The 17,299-nt window shown below is 68.7% G+C and carries 18 protein-coding genes and 3 pseudogenes; 10 read left to right on the forward strand and 11 right to left on the reverse strand.

Annotated elements, in window-relative coordinates; all coding sequences use genetic code 11:
- Positions 1-122 precede the first annotated feature (122 nt).
- The 3 genes from ABIC66_RS22515 to ABIC66_RS22525 all read left to right on the forward strand — a co-directional run bounded on the left by ABIC66_RS22515 (position 123) and on the right by ABIC66_RS22525 (position 3,474).
- Positions 123-917, forward strand: a complete 795-nt coding sequence (locus tag ABIC66_RS22515; protein WP_354073317.1) for a PhoH family protein — start codon at positions 123-125, stop codon at positions 915-917.
- A gap of 96 nt (positions 918-1,013) precedes the next feature.
- Positions 1,014-1,397 carry a hypothetical protein gene (locus ABIC66_RS22520; protein ID WP_354073319.1) on the forward strand — a complete coding sequence of 128 codons (384 nt, stop codon included), beginning with the start codon at positions 1,014-1,016 and terminating at the stop codon, positions 1,395-1,397.
- Between the two features lie 91 nt (positions 1,398-1,488).
- Positions 1,489-3,474, forward strand: a complete 1,986-nt coding sequence (locus ABIC66_RS22525; RefSeq protein WP_354073321.1) for an OPT family oligopeptide transporter — start codon at positions 1,489-1,491, stop codon at positions 3,472-3,474.
- 61 nt (positions 3,475-3,535) lie between these two features.
- Here ABIC66_RS22525 and ABIC66_RS22530 read toward each other — a convergent pair whose 3' ends face one another.
- Positions 3,536-4,222, reverse strand: a complete 687-nt coding sequence (locus tag ABIC66_RS22530; RefSeq protein WP_354073323.1) for a GNAT family N-acetyltransferase — start codon at positions 4,220-4,222, stop codon at positions 3,536-3,538.
- Between the two features lie 8 nt (positions 4,223-4,230).
- Positions 4,231-4,845 (reverse strand): TetR/AcrR family transcriptional regulator, encoded by a 615-nt coding sequence (locus ABIC66_RS22535; protein ID WP_354073325.1) that lies wholly within the window; start codon positions 4,843-4,845, stop codon positions 4,231-4,233.
- A 95-nt stretch (positions 4,846-4,940) separates the two neighbouring features.
- On the opposite strand from ABIC66_RS22535, the gene ABIC66_RS22540 reads away from it, so the two are divergent.
- Positions 4,941-6,227, forward strand: coding sequence for an MFS transporter (locus tag ABIC66_RS22540; protein WP_354073327.1), 1,287 nt, complete (start codon positions 4,941-4,943; stop codon positions 6,225-6,227).
- A 21-nt stretch (positions 6,228-6,248) separates the two neighbouring features.
- Here the strand turns inward: ABIC66_RS22540 and ABIC66_RS22545 are convergent, their stop codons facing one another.
- Together ABIC66_RS22545 and ABIC66_RS22550 are read right to left on the reverse strand one after the other, a co-directional pair.
- Entirely contained in the window at positions 6,249-6,455 is a 207-nt protein-coding gene (locus tag ABIC66_RS22545) for a DUF3126 family protein (protein WP_223391281.1), read from the reverse strand.
- Positions 6,456-6,471: 16 nt separating this feature from the next.
- The gene (locus ABIC66_RS22550) at positions 6,472-7,440 is read right to left on the reverse strand and encodes a LysR substrate-binding domain-containing protein (protein ID WP_354073329.1); all 969 of its coding nucleotides are present in this window, start codon (positions 7,438-7,440) and stop codon (positions 6,472-6,474) included.
- 72 nt (positions 7,441-7,512) lie between these two features.
- Between ABIC66_RS22550 and ABIC66_RS22555 the strand changes: the two genes are divergently transcribed.
- Positions 7,513-7,683 (forward strand): hypothetical protein, encoded by a 171-nt coding sequence (locus ABIC66_RS22555; protein ID WP_354073331.1) that lies wholly within the window; start codon positions 7,513-7,515, stop codon positions 7,681-7,683.
- Between the two features lie 299 nt (positions 7,684-7,982).
- Here ABIC66_RS22555 and ABIC66_RS22560 read toward each other — a convergent pair whose 3' ends face one another.
- The 3 genes and pseudogenes from ABIC66_RS22560 to ABIC66_RS22570 all read right to left on the reverse strand — a co-directional run bounded on the left by ABIC66_RS22560 (position 7,983) and on the right by ABIC66_RS22570 (position 10,366).
- The gene (locus ABIC66_RS22560; protein WP_354073332.1) at positions 7,983-8,765 is read right to left on the reverse strand and encodes a glutaminyl-peptide cyclotransferase; all 783 of its coding nucleotides are present in this window, start codon (positions 8,763-8,765) and stop codon (positions 7,983-7,985) included.
- A gap of 15 nt (positions 8,766-8,780) precedes the next feature.
- A complete protein-coding gene (gene cysE / locus ABIC66_RS22565; protein ID WP_354073334.1) occupies positions 8,781-9,611 on the reverse strand; it encodes a serine O-acetyltransferase in 831 nt (276 codons plus the stop codon).
- 81 nt (positions 9,612-9,692) lie between these two features.
- Positions 9,693-10,366, reverse strand: a pseudogene (locus tag ABIC66_RS22570) (NUDIX domain-containing protein).
- Positions 10,367-10,370: 4 nt separating this feature from the next.
- Here ABIC66_RS22570 and ABIC66_RS22575 point away from each other — a divergent pair.
- The 3 genes and pseudogenes from ABIC66_RS22575 to ABIC66_RS22585 form a co-directional block, all read left to right on the forward strand.
- A complete protein-coding gene (locus tag ABIC66_RS22575) occupies positions 10,371-10,988 on the forward strand; it encodes a nitroreductase family protein (RefSeq protein WP_354073338.1) in 618 nt (205 codons plus the stop codon).
- 41 nt (positions 10,989-11,029) lie between these two features.
- Complete coding sequence (locus ABIC66_RS22580; protein WP_354073339.1) at positions 11,030-11,320, forward strand: hypothetical protein; 291 nt, start codon at positions 11,030-11,032, stop codon at positions 11,318-11,320.
- Positions 11,321-11,339: 19 nt separating this feature from the next.
- A pseudogene (locus ABIC66_RS22585) lies at positions 11,340-11,460 on the forward strand (hypothetical protein); the annotation flags it as partial.
- A 13-nt stretch (positions 11,461-11,473) separates the two neighbouring features.
- Here ABIC66_RS22585 and ABIC66_RS22590 read toward each other — a convergent pair.
- The 3 genes from ABIC66_RS22590 to queF form a co-directional block, all read right to left on the reverse strand.
- The gene (locus ABIC66_RS22590; RefSeq protein WP_354073341.1) at positions 11,474-12,229 is read right to left on the reverse strand and encodes a LytR/AlgR family response regulator transcription factor; all 756 of its coding nucleotides are present in this window, start codon (positions 12,227-12,229) and stop codon (positions 11,474-11,476) included.
- Positions 12,229-13,371, reverse strand: a complete 1,143-nt coding sequence (locus ABIC66_RS22595; protein ID WP_354073343.1) for a sensor histidine kinase — start codon at positions 13,369-13,371, stop codon at positions 12,229-12,231. Before ABIC66_RS22595 ends, ABIC66_RS22590 begins: the two co-directional genes overlap by 1 nt.
- A gap of 92 nt (positions 13,372-13,463) precedes the next feature.
- Positions 13,464-13,919, reverse strand: a complete 456-nt coding sequence (queF, locus tag ABIC66_RS22600) for a preQ(1) synthase (protein ID WP_354073345.1) — start codon at positions 13,917-13,919, stop codon at positions 13,464-13,466.
- A gap of 68 nt (positions 13,920-13,987) precedes the next feature.
- Between queF and ABIC66_RS22605 the strand changes: the two are divergent.
- Together ABIC66_RS22605 and ABIC66_RS22610 are read left to right on the forward strand one after the other, a co-directional pair.
- Positions 13,988-14,808: pseudogene (locus ABIC66_RS22605) on the forward strand (SDR family NAD(P)-dependent oxidoreductase).
- Positions 14,809-15,052: 244 nt separating this feature from the next.
- Positions 15,053-15,745, forward strand: a complete 693-nt coding sequence (locus ABIC66_RS22610; RefSeq protein WP_354073347.1) for a TorF family putative porin — start codon at positions 15,053-15,055, stop codon at positions 15,743-15,745.
- A 106-nt stretch (positions 15,746-15,851) separates the two neighbouring features.
- On the opposite strand, the gene ABIC66_RS22615 is transcribed toward ABIC66_RS22610, so the two are convergent.
- Complete coding sequence (locus ABIC66_RS22615; protein WP_354073349.1) at positions 15,852-17,129, reverse strand: MFS transporter; 1,278 nt, start codon at positions 17,127-17,129, stop codon at positions 15,852-15,854.
- Positions 17,130-17,299: the final 170 nt, after the last annotated feature.

A 17,299-nucleotide genomic window follows, 5' to 3' on the forward strand; every position in this document is an offset into this window, starting at 1 on the left:
CCCCCTAAGAGCTCTCTTGGCGGAAGCTCTCCCGAGCCGCCCTGCCGCGCACGCGACTTCGTTGCAATCCAGCTCCCCGACAAGGACGACGCCTTACGGCCTCGTCCTTTTTTCATGCCCGAATGGAGGCTTTGATGACCAAGCGAGCCCTGAAGCGGATGGCGCGTGAAGGCGCGTACGAGACGACCAGCCAGTACGACGACGCCAAGGTGCGCCGCCTGCCGGTCGATCACCGCGGCGGCTGGTCGCCACTGTCCGATGAGGGAGGCGCGAGAGGCGATAGTCGGGACCAGAGCTACCTCAAAACCATAAAACCCAAATCGCCAGGCCAGGCGGAGTTGATGGAAGCCATCGACAACAAGAACCTGGTCATGGCCCTGGGCCCGGCCGGCACCGGCAAGACCTACATCGCCATCTCCAAGGCGGTGGAAGCCCTGGAGGCTGGTACGGTCAGCCGCATCGTGCTGTCGCGCCCCGCCGTCGAGGCCGGCGAGTCGATCGGCTATCTGCCGGGCGACATGGAAGACAAGCTGGCCCCGTATCTGCGGCCGCTCTACGACGCCCTGACCGATCGCCTGTCGGTCAAGCGCATGCGGGCCCTGATGGCCGAGGGCGCGATCGAGATCGCGCCGGTCGGCTTCATGCGCGGCCGCACGCTCAACAACGCCTTCGTGGTGATCGACGAGGCCCAGAACTGCACCTACATGCAGCTCAAGATGCTGCTGACCCGTCTCGGCTGGCACTCGACCATGGTCGTGACCGGCGACCCGAACCAGTCGGACCTGCTGCCAGGCATCTCCGGCCTGGCCGACGTGGCCGCCCGCTTCGATGAGGTCGCCAACATCGCCGTCGTCCGCCTGGCCGACCGCGACATCGTCCGCCACCCGCTGGTCGCGGAGATGCTGGGCGTTCTCTGATCAGCGCCCTGAATTGAAATCGAGGCCGCTTCGTCCGAGACGGAGCGGCCTTTTCAGTAGCGTTTCCGCTTTTCAGTAGTCCTAGGTTGAGCGACCGTGACGTTCTTCTCGGCTCAGGAAGGAACGGTCATGTTGAAACGCGCGGCCCTCGCGGCCCTCGTCCTCGCCGGTTTCGCGAGCGGGGCCTTCGCTCAAACCCAAAACCAGACCTCACAGTCGCCCCCGGAAAACTTCGGAGCGAAGCCCTCGTCGTCGATGGGCATCTACAACAACTTCACGCAAATCACGCTGTTGCGTCAGAGCATGAACAACGACGCCCACCAGGAGGTCAGCCGGGATCAATGGCGCCGCGCCCAACAGGCTGCGGTCATGATCAGGGCCAACCATTGCGAGGACGCCTACAATTTCGCCTTGGCCGAACAGGACGACCGGCTGGCTCTCAATATCGCGGTCGCCTGCAAGGCGCGCCTGCGTCGGTAGACGCCAGGCCGATCGCGGTTCGTTAAAATCGAGGCTTGAGTTTGAGGCGGTCGGACGTGCAAGGTCCGGCCGCCTCTATACTTTTTTGGACATGTTCATGGCCGACCCCGAAGCGCCGCGCACGGAATTGACCCTCCGAGGGATCATACTCGGCGTCCTGATCACCCTCGTCTTCACCGTCGCCCAGGTCTATCTGGGCCTCAAGGTCGGCCTGACCTTCGCCACCTCGATCCCCGCCGCCGTCATCTCGATGGCCCTGCTGCGGGCGTTCAAGACCTCGACCATCCAGGAAAACAACATCGTCCAGACCATCGCCTCGTCGGCGGGGACGCTGTCGTCGGTGATCTTCGTGCTGCCGGGCCTGTTGATGATCGGCTGGTGGGCGAACTTCCCGTACTGGCAGGTGTTCGGCGTCTGCGCCGCCGGCGGCGTGCTGGGCGTGGCCTATTCGATCCCGCTGCGCCGGGCCCTGGTCACCCAGTCCGACCTCCCCTACCCCGAAGGCGTCGCCGCCGCCGAAGTGCTGAAGGTGGGCTCCAGCTCGCGCGAAGGCGCCGAGGAGGGCAAGGCCGGCCTGTTCGCCGTGACCGTCGGCGCGATCACCTCGGCGCTGTTCGCGGCTCTGGCCGCCGCCAAGATCTTCGCCGCCGAGGTGGCCGGCTACTTCAAGGTCGGCGCCGGCGCGACGGGCCTGGGCGCCTCGGCCTCGATGGCCCTGATCGGCGCGGGCCATATCATGGGCATCACCGTCGGCATCGCCTTCGTGGTCGGCCTGATCATCGCCTGGGGGATCGCCACGCCGATCCTGACCGCGATGGCCCCGTGGACGGGCGACGTCGCCACCCACGCCGTCACCGTCTGGCGCACCCAGGTCCGCTTCATCGGCGCCGGCGCGATCGGCGCCTCGGCGATCTGGACGCTGGGCAAGCTGGCCCTGCCCGTCTGGCGCGGCCTGATGGCCGCCCTGGCCGCCAGCGCCGCCCGCAAGTCAGGTGAAGGCGCGATCCCGCGCGTCGAGCAGGACATCCCGATCAACCTGGTCGGCCTGCTCGTCCTGATCGTCCTCGCCCCATCCGGCTGGCTGCTCTACGACTTCCTGGCGGGCGGCCCGTTGGCCGGCGCCGCGGTCCCCCTGGTCCTGGCGGGCGTGGCCTTCATGGTCGTGGCGGGTCTATTCGCCGCCGCCGTCTGCGGCTACATGGCCGGCCTGATCGGCGCCTCGAACAGCCCGGTCAGCGGCATCGCCATCCTGTCGATCCTCGGCGCCTCGGCGATGATCGGCGCGATCGGCCACGCGACCATGGGCCCGGAGGTCAACACCGCCCTGATCGCCTTCGCCCTGTACGTCACCACCCTGATCATGGCCGTGGCCGTGATCGCCAACGACAACCTGCAGGACCTGAAGACCGGCCAACTGGTCGACGCCACGCCGTGGAAGCAGCAGGTGGCCCTGATGATCGGCGTCGCCGCCGGCTCGGCCGTCATCCCGCCGGCCCTGGAACTGATGAACCGCGCCTGGGGCTTCGCCGGCGCCGCCAACCTGCAGTCGGTGGCGACCAACCCGCTGCCGGCCCCGCAGGCGACCCTGATCTCGACCCTGGCCAAGGGCGTGATCGGCGGTCACTTGGAGCTGCACATGCTGGGGATCGGCATCGCCGTCGGCCTCGGCCTGGTTTTGATCGACGAGACCCTGCGCAAGCTCAGCGCCAACAAGTACGCCCTGCCGCCGCTGGGCGTGGGCCTGGCCATCTACCTGCCCAGCGCCGTGACCGCCCCCGTGGTGGTCGGCGCGGTCGGCGGCTGGCTGTACGAGAAGTGGACCAGCAAGGGCCCGAACGCCGAGGGCGCCGAGCGCTTGGGCGTACTGGCCGCGTCCGGCTTCATCGTCGGCGAGAGCCTGTTCAACGTCGCCTATGCCGGCTTGATCGTGGCCACCAACAAGGATGCGCCCCTGGCCGTCCCGTTCGCCCCGTCAGAGACCGTCGGCATGATCTTCGCGGCCCTCGCGGGCATCGGCCTGCTGGTCTGGCACTATGTGTGGGCCAAGGGCGCGGCGGCGCGGTCGGCGAAGGCCTAGGGTCTCTCGTCAAGCCGAAGGCGAAGGGCGGGTGGTCGCGAGACCTCCCGCCCTTTTCGTGTCAGCCGGCCGGCTTCAGGATTGTGAACACCACCTCGCGCCGACCGCGATAGCCCAGCGACTCGTAGAGGCCGATGGCCGTGGCGTTGTCGGCGTAGCTGTGCAGGAACGCCTTCTCGCCGCGCGCCAGGATCTTGGCGGTCACCTCGCGCAGCAGGCGGGCGGCGTAGCCCTTGCCGCGATGGTCGGGATGGACGCAGACGCCGCTGGCCTCGGTATAGCCGTCGGGCCGCATCCGCTCGCCGGCCATGGCGACCAGTTGGCCGTCGACCCGCACGCCGATGAACGCGCCCAGCTGATGGGTGCGCGAGAAGAACGGACCGGGCTTGGTCAGGGTGGCCAGGGCCAGCATCTCGGCCGCGTCGGCGTCGCCCAGGTCCAGCATCTCGAACGCGACGTCCCAGGCCGGCGCCACCGCGCTGGCCTCCATCTGCAGGCACAGCGCGCTGGAGACGACCTCGGTCCCTGGAACGGGCGGCGGCGCGGCGGGCTCGACGAGGCCGACCGTCCCTTGCGCGCGGACCAGCTCGCCCAGCGCCTTCAGGCTCTCGGGGCTCTCGTCGACCACGCCGGCGAACAGGCCAAAGTCGGGATGCATCCGCAGCGCCCCGCCGTGATGGACGGCCAGATGGCTCTGGCGGCCGGTCAAGGTCGAATAGGCGGGGCGATCCAGAACGTGGGCGGTCATACGCCCACTCAAGCCGGACAATAGGCGGCGATCAACGCCTTTACCGCGCCGACCACGGCCAGGGCCGGCTTGTCGTCGCCGTCGAACATCTGGCTAGAGGTGAACACCCCCTCGATCAGCAGCATCATCGCGTCGCCCAGTTCCTTGGGATCGGACGCGCCCATCTCGGCGGCCTTGGCCTGGAGGCGGTCGCGCAGCTGTTGCTTGTGAACCTGGGCGACCTGGCGGCCGGCGTGCTGGCGGTCGGGATATTCGACCACGGCGTTCGACAGGTTGCAGCCGCGATAGTCGCCCCCGCCCGAGCGTTCGGCCAGGACGCCGAAATAGGCGACCATCTGGGCCTTGGGATCGTCCGGATGCAGCGCTTCGGCCGCCTCGAAGCGGTCCCAGAAGGCGACCTCGACCTCGCGCAGCACCGCCGCGACCAGCTCGTCCTTGGACTTGTAGCTGCGATAGAGGCTAGGCTTGGTGACGCCGGCGCGGGTGACGATCTCGTCCACGCCCACGGCGCGGATGCCCTCGCGGTAGAACAGGTCGCGCGCCGTGTCGAAGATGCGATCGGCGGCGCGGGGGGCGGGTCCGTAAGGCCCGGCGAGGATCTCTTCCGGCGTTTTCTTGGACATTTTCGAACACGGTTCTTGACGATGTTACTTACCGGTACGTATGTAGCCAATCAAGCCCGTACCGATCGGTTACATCGCCCACATCGAGAGACGACATGACGACCGCAAGCCCCTCCGCCAGTCACAAAAGGCCGTTCGGTCAGAACTACGCCTTCGTCGTCGCCGGCGCCATTTTCCTCGCTCTCTTGTCGGCCGCTGGCCTCCGCGCGGCGCCCGGCGTGCTGATCCTGCCGCTGGAGAAGGCCTTCCACTGGGACCGCGCCTCGATCTCGCTGGCGGCCGGCGTCGGCATCTTCCTGTACGGCCTCACGGGGCCGTTCGCGGCGGCGCTGATGCAGTCGTTCGGCCTGCGCAAGACCGTGACCCTGGCCCTGGTGATGATGTCGATCTCCACCGGCCTCTCGGCCCTCATGACCGCCTCCTGGCACTATGTGGCCACCTGGGGCGTGCTGACCGGGATCTCGAGCGGCGCGGTCGCCATGGTGCTGGGCGCGACCGTCGTGAACCGCTGGTTCGTGGCCCGTCGGGGCGTGATGCTGGGCCTGTTGTCCGCCTCGACGGCCACTGGCTCGCTGATCTTCCTGCCCGGCATGGCGGTGATCGCCGAGCACGGCGGCTGGAAGCCGGTCGTGCTGACCGTCTCGATCGTCTGTCTGGTCCTGGCCCCGCTGATGTGGCTGCTGATCCCCGAGCGGCCATCGGACGTCGGCCTGCGTCCCTACGGCGCGCCGGACGACTACGTGGCCCCCGCCCCGCTCAGCGGCGGCAGCGCCCTCTCCTATGCGTTCGGCGCCCTGGGCCGCGCGGCCAAGACCCGGACCTTCTGGCTGCTGTTCCTGGGCTTCTTCATCTGTGGCCTGACCACCAACGGCCTAGTCGGCGTCCACATGATCGCCTTTTGCGGCGACCGGGGCTTGCCCGAGGTGCGCGCCGCCGGCCTGCTGGCCCTGATGGGCCTGTTCGACCTGGTGGGCACCACCGCCTCGGGCTGGCTGACCGACCGCTATGACAGTCGCAAGCTGCTGTTCGTCTACTATTCGCTGCGTGGCCTGTCGCTGATCTACCTGCCCTTCTCGGACTTCTCGGTGGTCAGCCTGTCGGCGTTCGCGGTGTTCTACGGGCTGGATTGGCTGGCCACCGTGCCGCCGACCGTGCGCCTGGCCTCCGAAGCGTTCGGCGAGCGCGACGGTCCCATCGTGTTCGGCTGGATCGCCGCCGGCCACCAACTGGGCGCGGCCACCGCGGCCATCGGCGCGGGCGTCATCCGCGCCCAGCAAGGCCAGTACGTCGAGGCGTTCATCATCGCGGGGACGGCCGGTCTGGTCGCCGGGGTGGCCTCGCTGATGGTCCGCCGCGCGGTCCCCAAGCCGGTCATGGCCTGAGGCGCGCGACGATCGCGAAACCTAGTCCAGGTCTTCGCCGAGGATGGCCATCTCGAACATGAACGAGCCGTCCTCGTCCTCGTCCTGGAAGACCACGCCGATGAATTCGCCAGCGACTTCGACCTCGGCCGAGTCCTTCTGCTTCGGGCGCGGCTTCACGGCGATGTGCGGGTTGCCGAAGGTGCGCTTCAGGTGCTTTTCGAGCTTGGCGACGGTCGTGGCGTCCACGGGGGGGCCTCTTGTTCTAGCTGAGCGCCCGGGAGCGCGTTATCGGGGCGAAACTAGCGTCCGGCGCGGGCGGCGCAAGCGGTTCCGGCGGATGAGGTGTGGACGCTCCTTCGGCCAGCAGCCAATCGCGGAATAGCGCGGCCGCTTCGGTGGCGCCATCCGGCGGTGTGACGGCCACGATCCGGGCCCGTCCGGGGGTGAAGCCCAGGGGCGCGACGAGGCGGCCGCTGGCCAGGTCGCGCTGCACGAAGGCCCACGGGCCGATCGCCACGCCCAGTCCGGCGACGGCCGCCTCCAGCATGTAGAAATAGTGGTCGAACTCCTGCTCACTGACGGGCGGCGGCAGGGGATCGAGCTCGAAGTTGCGGGCCCAGTCCGACCAGCTTTCCAGGAAGGTGCGGGTCAGCAGACGCGGCAGGGCGCAGATTCGCTCCAGCGTCGCCGGTCCGGCCGCCGCCAGTTCGGGCGACATCACCGGCCCGTGGAAATGCTCCATGAACGGCGTCACGACGGAGTCGTAGGTCACCGGCGTGTCGGGCGAGCGCATGCGGATGGCCAGGTCGATGCCGTCGGCCTTGAAGTCGAACGGCCCGTTGGACTCGGCCACCCGCACCGGGATGTCGGGATGCGCCGCCTGGAAGCCCGGCAGGCGCGGGATCAGCCACTTCATGGCGAAGGTCGGCAGGCACGAGACGACCAGCGGCTTCTGGCCGGCCTGGATGGGGCGCGGCACAGCGGCCTCGATCTGGTCGAAGGCGGGCGACAGGGCCTGGGCTAGCTTCAGCCCGGCCTCGGTCATCCGCAGGCGCGAGCGCGGCCCTTCGGTCAGGGCGACGCCGAGCTGCTCTTCCAGCTGGCGGATCTGACGGCTGACGGCGCCGTGGGTCACGCACAGTTCGTCAGCGGCCAGGGTCATGCGGCCATGCCGTCCGAACGCCTCGAAGGCGCGCAGGGCGTTCAGCGATGGCAGCTGGCGGCGAGCCATGTGAAGAAACCTCACAGAAGCCCGACCGATAAGTCGTTATTCGGGCCGGCGCAACCGGGAGATAGTCGCGCCATGCCGCTCGCCGATCCCCGCCCCGACAGCCGCCGCATCACCCTGCCCCAGGTCCTGGCGCTGATGGCGATCTGGACCGCCGTGCTCTACGGGGTCACCGCCAAGCCGCCGGCGGACGCCGAACAGATCTCGCTGAAGGGAAAGTCCATCGCCTGCGCCAAGCAGGGCTAGGCCGATCGACACTCACGTTGATCCCTTTAAATCCGCTCATCCCCGCGAAAGCGGGGACCCAAGCCAAGTCGGGAAATGGGTTTCGAGCGACGCCACGCGCTGAAAAGCAGTTTGGGTCCCCGCTTTTGCGGGGATGAGCGGTGTTTTGGGCCGATGTCGATTGGCTCTAACCTAGCCCCAGATAGGGGTGAGCCCCGGCGGCGTGCTCGCCGGCCGGGGCTCGGTCCGCCCACTAGGTCGGGGGGGCGTAGAGGGGCGGACGCAGATTTAACGCCAGCCCCAAACCCCGGTTCCGCGTCCTACCGCCCTGGCGCGAGTTTTATTTCGAAAAGTTTCGGCCACAGCTTGCCGGTCACGAACAGACGGTCCTTGGCGGCGTCATAGGCGATGCCATTCAGGACGTCGTCGCGAGTCCCGCTGACCCCGGCCTCCTTCAGGAGACCCGCCAACTCGACCCAGCCGGTGACCTCGCCCGTCGCCGGATTGATCCGCGCGATGCGCGTCGTCTGCCAGATATTGGCCAGCAGCTCGCCCTTCACATATTCCAGCTCGTTCAGGTTCCGGACCGGCACGCCGTGGTCTGTGACCTCGATGCGGCCGGTCTCCTTCAGGGTCTCCGGATCCAGGAAGCGGATGAACGAGGTGCCGTCGCTCATGATCAGCCGCTTGTCGTCGCGGGTCAGGGCCCAGCCCTCGCCCGGATAGCTGAACTCGCCGATCTTCTCGAACGTGTCGATGTCGTAGATGAAACCGATCTCGTTGGTCCAGGTCAGCTCGTAGAGCCGGTTCTTCCAGTCGACGATACCCTCGCCGAAATAGCGGGAGTCGACCATGCGCTCCTGCTCGGAGAAGCCGGTCTCCAGGTTCCATTTGCGAATGAACGAGCGACCGGCCAGGCCGGTGCTCTCGAACATGAAGCCGTCGCGATAGAACAGCCCCTCGGTGAAGGCGCCGGGGTCGTGCGCGTAGGTCTTCACGATCGTGTAGCCGCCGACCGGAGCGGACGCCGCGAGCGCGGGACCGCCGACCGCGATGACGGCCGCCAGCGCCAGGCCGCTCAGACGACGCAGAAAAGCCCGCACTCAGATCTCGCCCATTCAGATTTCGTACGAATAGACGGTCTCGGCCAGGGTGTGGTCCATGGTCTTGGCCGGCTCCTCGCAGGTCGGGCAGTTGACCAGGCGGGCCGGCACGCCGGCCGCCGTGCAGTGGGCCGGCACGGGGCGCAGCACCACCGAGCCCGACGCGATCTTGGCGTAGTCGCCGATCAGGATGTTGCCCAGCACCTTGGCGCCGGCGCCCAGCAGGACGCCCTTGCCGATCTTGGGGTGGCGGTCGCCGCGCTCGGCGCCGGTCCCGCCCAGGGTCACGCCGTGCAGCATCGAGACGTCGTCGCCGACGACCGCGGTCTCGCCGATGACGATGCCCGTGCCGTGGTCGATGAACACGCCCTTGCCGATCTTGGCCGCGGGATTGATGTCGACCTGAAAGACCTCGCTGGCCCGGCTCTGCAGGTAGAAGGCCAGGGTCTCGCGGCCCTGATGCCACAGCCAGTGCGACACGCGGTGGGTCTGCAGGGCCAGGAAGCCCTTGAAGAACAAAAACGGCTGGACATAGCCCTTGCAGGCCGGATCGCGCTCGAACACCGCCTTCAGGTCGGCCTCGGCCGCCTCGACGATCGACGGATCGCTTTCGAAGGCGTCGGCGGCGAACTCGCGCGCCGTCATCGCCCGCATCTCCTGGTCGCCCAGCTTGCGGGCCAGCTGGAAGGTCAGGGCGTCGGCCAGGTTGTCGTGGCTCAGGATCACCGCGTTCAGCAGCGAGGCCAGGGCCGGCTCGTCCTTGGCCGCGTGTTCGGCCTGGTTGCGCAGGGCCGCCCAGACCGGGGTCTGGGTGTCCGGCGTCACCACTTCCAAAGGCTTGGCCATCGGGCTCTCCCTTGCCTGCAGGCGCGATACATAGAGCATCTTTATTGACGATGCTCCAACTGAGACGACGAACGCCGCCTTTTACAGGATGAGCGCCGCCAGATGGGCCGGCAGCTCCCCTCGCACGGCCATATGGTGCGTCCGGAGCAATAGCGCCACCGTGATTGCGTCGGGCATGTGACCCGCGGTCGCCGCGTCCAGCGCCTCGCGGAAGGGCACGCGGGCCACGGCCAGGTCCTCGGTCTCGTCCGGAGCCGTTTCGGTCGGGGTCAGGTCCATGGCCAGAAAGCCGTAGGCGATCTCGTCGGTGACCGAGTTCGACAGCTCCATCCGCAGGATCAGCCGCCAGTCGTCGGCCCGCAGCCCCACCTCCTCGGCCAGTTCGCGCTTGGCGCCGTCCAGCGGGTCCTCGCCGTGCGGCGCGCCGCCTTCGGGCAGCTCCCAGCTGTAGTTGGCCAGGGAAAAGCGGTTCTGGCCGACCAGCGTCACCGTGCCGTCCTCGTGCAGCGGTATGACGCCGATCGCCTGGTTCTTGAAGCCGACCTTGCCATAGAGCGCCGGCCGCCCGGTCGGCGCGATCGCCTGGTATTCGGTCAGGGTGATCCACGGATTGTCGTAGACGACCTTTCGGCTGGAGACGGTCCAGGGTTTTCCATGGGGCTTGAGCCAGGCGGGCTTGTCGGACATCGGCGCTCGTCACTTGTGGTGGCTGGGCCCCAGCCATAGGTGTGCGGCTTACATTGCTTCGTGGAGATCGTCTTGGCCGGTTCCGTTCCCCCCGCCCCCGAATTCGGCGAGACCCTGCCGATCGAGGCCTCGCCCGAAGTCGTCGCCTTCCTGGCCAAGCGCCGGTCGGCCTCGGCCATGGCGCTGACCGCCCCGGGACCGGACGACGCCCAGCTGGCCGACCTCCTGCGTCTGGCCGTTCGCGTGCCCGACCACGGCAAGCTGGCGCCCTGGCGGTTCGTGATCCTGAAGGGCCCGGCCAAGGAGGTCTTCGCCGAGAAGATCACCGCCCTCGCCGACAGCCAGGCCAATCCGGCCAAGGCCAACGCCGCCCTGCGCAAGCTGACCCGCCCGCCGGTCGCCGTGGCCGTGATCTCGCGCTTCATCGAGGGCGAGATTCCCGAGTGGGAGCAGCGCCAGAGCGCGTCCGCCGTCTGCCACCAGATGCTGCTGGCCGCCGCGGCTCTGGGCTGGGGCGCCAACTGGATCACCGACTGGTACAGCTACGACCCGCGCGCCACGGCGATCCTCGGCCTGGCCGTGGGCGAGCAGGTGGCCGGCTTCCTCTATCTGGGCACGGCGACCGAGCCGCCGCAGGAGCGCCAGCGGCCGGACGTGGCGGCGATCACGAAGGCTTGGACCCCGGCCTAGCCTCAAGCGTTGGACTTTCAAGCACAGCAAAGGAACGACCGATGGCCAGACGCAAGGATCCTTGGACAAGCCTGGCCTTCGACAGCTGGGCGCTGGGGATGGAAGCCTCCGCCGTCATCGGCCTGCGCATGATGAAACTGGCGGCCGGCGGCGCGGCCGCCCAGGCCGAGACCCAGCTGATGGTCGGCGAGAAGGTGACCGCTGGCTTGACCCTGCCGCTTCTGGCCATGACCGGCCAGCTGGGCGTCACGGGACCGGCGATCGCGTCGGGCTCGCTGGCGCACCTGCGCAAGAAGGTGCGGGCCAATCGGCGAAGGCTGGCGAAGGGGTAGCAAGTTCGCGAAGACCCCTACAGCGTGTCATCCCGGCCGCAGCGAAGCGGAGAGCCGGGACCCAGGGGCAACTGCACTGCGCCGCCCCCTGGGTCCCGGACAGCGCTACGCGCTTCCGGGATGACACGGAGTTCGGATCGCTATCGAGACTTTCTACGCCTCGACCGCCAGCCCCAGCCGCGCCTGCACCGCCTTCACGTAGGTCGGGCCCACGGGCACGGCGACGCCGTCGCGCAGCACCAGGGCGATCAGGCCCTTGCCCAGGCGGTTGACCGCCTCGACCCGGTCGGGGCTGACGAAGGCCGAGCGGTGCACGCGGATCATCTTGTGCGGGTCCAGGCCCTGCTCAAGCGCGCTCATGGTGATGCGGTGGATGTGGCTGCGGGTGGCCGTGTGCAGCAGGACATAGTCCTTGGCCGCCTCGATCCAGTCGATCTCGCTGACCGCTACCCGAACATGGCCCTGGCGCGTCGTCACCCAGATGCCGTCCAGGTCATTCTCGCGCGCCGGCGCGGCCTCGGCCTGCTGCTCGAAGGCCTTCTGCAGGGTGCGGCGGCGGCGGGCGCGCTCCACGGCCTGGCGCAGGCGGTCGAAGCGGACGGGCTTGAGCAGATAGTCGGCGGCCTCCACCGCGAAGGCGTCGGCGGCATAGACCTCGAAGGCGGTGACGAAGACGATCTCGGGCCGCGCCTCGATCGGCAGTCCGGACGCCAGGGCCAGACCGCTCAGCTCCGGCATCTGGATGTCCAGCATGACGAGGTCGGGCGCCAGCTCGGCGATCGCCTGGCCCGCCTCGCGGCCATTGCGGGCCACGCCCACCAGCTTCGTGTCGGGGATCTGGGCGAACAGGGCCGACAGCCGCTCCAGGGCGGCGGGCTCGTCGTCGACCAGCAGGACCTTCAACTCCATCACGCCGCCCTCGCCCCGGGCGCCAGGACCGCCGGCTCCAGTCGCAGCGGGATGCGCAGCAGGACCAGGAAACCGTGCTCGCGTGGGGCCGCCTGCAGCACGCCGCGCGCGCCGTAAAGCACCTGCAGCCGCTGGCGGACATTGGCCAGGCCGACGCCCACGCGGCCCGGTGGATGGGCCGCCAGAGGCGCGACCGCCTCGCCGTCGTCCTCGACGATGACCACCAGGTCGTCGCCGTCGCGCGAGGCCTCCAGCCGCACGGTCACCGGACGGCTGGTCGGGGCGACGCCGTGCTTGATGGCGTTCTCGATCAGGGGCTGTAGCACGAAGCTGGGGACCAGCGCCGCGCGCAGCTCGTTCGGGCACGAAAACTCCACGCCCAGCCGGTCGCGAAACCGCACGCTCTCGATCTCAAGATAGGCCTGCAGGGTGGCCAGCTCGTCCTCCAGCGGGATCATCGCCTCGGGGTCGGCGGCCAAGGTCAGGCGCAGGAACTCGGCCAGCCGCGCCAGCATCGACTCGGCCTCGTCGTTCCGGCCCGTGATCACGGCCGACGAGACGGCATTCAGGGTATTAAACAGGAAGTGCGGATTGAGCTGATAGCGCAGGGCCGCCAGCCGCGCGGCGCTGGCCTGGGCCTCGGCCGCCAGGGCCTGGGCCTGGGCGTCGGCCAGCCGCCGCTCGTGCTCGCGGGTCACGCGGACGGCGATCATCATCAGATAGAGCGCGCCCAGCAGGGCGAACATCCAGCCGCCGACCAGGAACTGACTGGCCGCCCGCGCCGCCACGACGCGCTGGGTGGGATGGGCGCCGTCGAGGCTCGCCCGCAGATGGCCGCCGATCAACATGTCCGACGCCGCCATCACGACGGCGAGGCCCACCACGACCGGCACAAGGGCCACGAACCGCACGGGCCGGCCATCGAGCGGCGTGCGCCCGGCCCGCACATAGACCAGGCTCGACAGCAGCGCGCCCAGCCCCATGAACAAGAAATGGCTGGCCAGGACGCCTGGCAAGGGCTGCCGGCCGCTGGCCAGGTACGGCAGCGAGAACAGCAGCGTGTCTAGGCCCCAGAGACCCAGGGTGAGCAGAAGCGCCTGTCTGAAAAGGTCCGACCTCAGCCCGATGTCGATATCTTTCATGGGCGCAGTCTAGCGGAACGCGCGCCGAGCGCAGCCCTCGTCCGACGCGCCGGCATCCGCTTTCGTCGCGCCCGCGGGCGCGCCTTGCTGGATCAGCCTCGGCCGCGATACGGCGCGACGCCCTGGTCGGGGACCCACAGGCCTTCCGGCGCCGGCCCGGTCTGCCAGAAGACGTCGATCGGAATGCCGCCGCGCGGATACCAGTAGCCGCCGATGCGCAGCCAGCGCGGCTGGGCGATCTCGACGATCTTGCGGGCGACCTTGACGGTGCAGTCCTCGTGGAACGAGCCGTGGTTGCGGAAGCTGGTCAGGTAGAGCTTCAGCGACTTGCTCTCGATCAGCCAGTCGCCGGGCGCATAGTCGATCACCAGATGCGCGAAGTCCGGCTGGCCGGTGACGGGGCACAGCGAGGTGAACTCCGGCGCGACGAAGCGGGCCAGGTACAGCACGTCGCTCTGCGGATTGGGCACGCGCTCGAGGACGGCGGCTTCGGGGCTTTCGGGCGCGTCGACGACTTGGCCCAGTTGGGTGACGTTGAGATCGGTCATCGCCGCGATTTAGGCCTCCCTGCCCCGCGAGACAAGCCAAGCGCGCCTCGCTACAACGTCGCAAACAGATGTTCGGGAGAGAACCATGTTGGGACGGGACTTCGACGGCTTCACGGTGGTGATCACGGGCGCCTCCACGGGCCTGGGCCGCGCGATCGCGGTGGAGACCGCCCGGCGCGGCGCGGGCCTGGTGGTGGTCAACTTCGCCCGCAGCGCCGAGGAGGCCGAGGAGACCGCCCGCCTGGTCGAGGCCGAAGGCTCCAAGGCCATCCTGGTCCAGGGCGACGTCGCCAACGACGAGGACTGCCGCCGGATCGCGGCGGCCGCCGACACCACCGGCCGGATCGACGCCCTGTTCAACAACGCCGGCGTCACCAAGTTCGCGCCAGACCACGCCGACCTTGACGCGGTCAATGCCGAGGACTTCCTGCGACTCTATTCGGTCAATGTGGTCGGCGCGTTCCAGATGGTGCGGGCCGCCCGCTCGCTGTTGGAGTCCGCCCCCGCCCCAGGCGCGGTGGTCAACACCGCCTCGATCGCCGGCGTGGTCGGCAACGGCTCGTCGGTGCCCTACGCCGCCTCGAAGGGCGCGATGACCACCATGACCCTGTCGCTGGCCAGGGCCTTGGGGCCACGAATCCGCGTCAACGCCATCTGCCCGGGCTTCATCGACACGCCATGGTTCGGCAAGGCCATGGACGCCGAGCGCGTCGACCGCCTGCGAGCCGGCGCGGCCGCCGCGACGCCGCTGAAGGTGGCTTCGACCGCCGAGGATGTCGCCGGGGCCGCCGTCTTCCTGGCCTCGCCGGCCTCGCGCCACGTCACGGGCGAGACCCTGCTGGTCGATGCGGGCCTGCACCTGGGCGGCGCAAGTCTTTCCATGCGGTAAATGTCACTGACGAGTGAGATTCGCTTTTCCGGCGCCTGTGGCGGATATGCGCACATTCTGCAGCAAAATCGTCACACTGCGCCCAAACTTTAGGCGAGCGGCGCCCTTATCGCTGGCGTTCGGAGTCCCTGGATTGCAACTAAAGGCGGGTCCCCAACTAATCCGTTGGGGACGCATGCGCTTGCAGGCGCCGTCGGAGTCCGGGAACCAACCCGGAAGACGACACAGAAAAGGGGATAGAACCATGAAAGCCATGAAGATCGCGCTGGCCGCCGCCGCCGCCACCGTCGCCCTGTCGGGCGCGGCGATGGCCGAGGAGCTGAAGCTCTCGTACAACCTCGGCGTCACCAGCGACTACGTTTTCCGCGGCGTCAGCCAGACCCAGGAAGATCCGGCTGTCCAAGGCGGCATCGACGCCTCGTACGGCATCGCCTACGCGGGCGTCTGGGCCTCGAACGTCGACTTCGGCGCCGATGACCCGACCGCCGAGATCGACCTCTATGCCGGCGTCAAGCCGACCGTCGGCGACACCTCGCTGGACTTCGGCGTGCTGTACTACGGCTATGTCGAAGACAAGGGCCTGACGCCCGGCCAGTTCGGTTACTTCGAAGCCAAGGCCGCCGCTTCGCACGCCTTCGGCCCCGCCACCCTGGGCGCCGCCGTTTATTGGTCGCCGGAATATCCGGGCAAGGGCGGCGACGCTGTGTACGTCGAAGGCAACGCCGCGGTGCCGGTCGCGCCGAAGCTGACCCTGTCGGGCGCCGTCGGTCACCAGGACATCGAGAACTACAAGAGCTACAACACCTGGAACGTCGGCCTGGGCTACGCCCTGACCGACAAGCTGACCCTGGACGTGCGTTATCACGACACCGACGAACACGGTCTCGGCAAGATCTACGGCAGCCGCGGCGTGGTCAGCCTGAAGGCCGCCTTCTAAGCCTTACCGCTTAGGTCGAAAGACGAAGCCGCCCCGGTGTTCGCCGGGGCGGCTTTTTCTTTGGCGGCTAGGCCTGCGGCGCCTTTTCTAGCCTGCGGCGCTCCTTCTAGGCCTGCGGCGCTCGGGGCGGCCGCATCGCCAGCACGGCGACGAACACCACCGCCGTCACTGCCGCGAACAGCTGGAAGGTCGGCGAGAAGCTCCCCAGGCGGTCGCGCATGGCCCCGGCGATGAACGGCCCCGCCGCCGAGACCGCGCCGACCAGGCAGGTCAGCGAGAAGAGCTCCAGATTGCTCTGGCGCCCGTAATAGTTCAGCAGCAGCACGGTCACCGCCAGCACGGTCAGGCCGAAGCCGACGCCGGTGCCGATGGCGTAAAGCAGCATCAAGGCCGGCGTCGCCGCGTGGGCCAGGGCCAGGAGACCGACGACCAGCATCCCTTGCGCGAAGACCAGCAGCCAGCGCGGATCGACCCGGTCGCCCAGCGCGCCACCGGCCAGGCGGGCCAGGGTCTGCATCAGCGATTCCAGGCTCAGCATCTTGGCGGCCAGGGCTCCGGCCGCCACCGCCGCGACGCCGGCCGCGATACCCAGCTCGGTCAGGTGGGTCACCGAAACGCTGGCCACCGTCACTCCAACCAGCAGGTGGCTGAAGTAAGCCGCCACGAGAATGTAGAACTGCGGCGTGCGCAGGGCCTCCCCCACCGTCCACTCGTGGGCGGTGCGATAGACACGGGCGTCGGCGGGGGCTTGGCGCGCCTCCTCCTCGACCTCGAGATCGACCTCGTGCGCGGCTTCCGCCAGCCACTTGGCGCCGCCGACCATCAGGGCGCAGACCAGGCCGACGATCGCGGCGAAGGCGGCCTGGACGATCCAGTAGAGCCGCCAGTCGTCATGACTGGCGCCCATCAGGGTCAGGGCCATCCACGGTCCGGCCGCGCCGCCCAGCGAGCCGAAGGTGAAATAGATCCCGAACGGCAGGGCCCGCTTGCGAAACAGCGACGACAGCACGTGGGTGCCGGGGATCAGGGCGGCCATCTGGAAGCCCACCCCGCACGCGGCCGCGCCGGCGTAGTAGCTGAGCAGGCTCTCCGAATTGGCCATCCCCAGGAAGCCGCCGGCCAGCACCGCCGCGCCCAGCAGCAGCGTCCCGCGCACCCCGATCTTGCGGATCAGGATGGCCGGCAACCAGGACGAGGCGCCGGTGAAGACGCCCAGCACGGAGAAGCCCAGGAAGGCCCTCTCGAAGCTCCATTTCAGCTCGCCGATCATCGCCGGCAGCACGACGCCCAGCGAGCCGTAGGTCGAGGCGGTGATCAGGAACAGCAGCAGGCTGAACCCGGCCAGCAGCAGCCAGGGGCGGAAGCGGTCTTCGACTTGGGTCATGGGCGTCTCCTCCTCATCCGTGAAACGGGGGAGGTGCCGCGATACGGATACGCATCGTGACGGAGGGGGCGTCGTGCGGTGGCTGCGCCCCCTCCGTCACGTCGCCGATCGGCGCCGCGCCACCTCCCCCGTACGCTTCGCTACGGGGGAGGTGGGTGAGGTTCATCCGC

This window comes from Caulobacter sp. 1776, from assembly GCF_040545685.1.
Taxonomy (GTDB): domain Bacteria; phylum Pseudomonadota; class Alphaproteobacteria; order Caulobacterales; family Caulobacteraceae; genus Caulobacter.